Annotated in this window: 1 protein-coding gene; it reads right to left on the reverse strand. The window is 30.7% G+C overall.

The features are described 5' to 3' along the window. On the reverse strand, positions 1-255 hold a 255-nt coding region (locus tag CXF78_RS00080), incomplete at its 3' end, for a hypothetical protein (protein WP_145991264.1). Between the last annotated feature and the right edge of the window lie 257 nt (positions 256-512).

Consider the following 512-nt stretch of genomic DNA (forward strand, 5'->3'; position numbering starts at 1 on the left):
CTCTAACCAATGTGCACTAGCATATTCATTTACAGCTTTTTCTAAGTACTTATCTTCACTTTCAAATAGTTTTCCTAATTGTTTTTTATAGTCGTATAACAATAAATCAGATGCGTCATGGTATACCTTGTCATAAGCCCTTATTTTTTCTAACTTCCGATTAATCTTTGATTGGCGTATTGCGAATACAAAGCCGAGAGCTGAAATTAACAAACTTCCTAAGGAAATAAAAATCGCTATTTGTGATTTATCCACGGATGCCTCAGTTGTTATTCAATATTTAGTATTTATGTGTTGAGTTGTTTATCAGATATAAATTGTTTTCTAGGTTTGGTCGATGTGCATTCGGATTAATTGTTAAACTTTATGCTATAGGAATTTTCTTTTTTACGGTAGTTGTTTGTACAACTCTTAAGCTAATCGTTTGTGATTTGGCCAATTAAAATTGTACAAAAATAGGTGGTATTCTTAATTATTCATGTTTCAGTTTTTGTAAATCATCAGGGATCAAT

The sequence above is a fragment of the Shewanella sp. 11B5 genome (assembly GCF_002836795.1).
In the GTDB taxonomy this organism is placed as follows: Bacteria; Pseudomonadota; Gammaproteobacteria; order Enterobacterales; family Shewanellaceae; genus Shewanella; species Shewanella frigidimarina.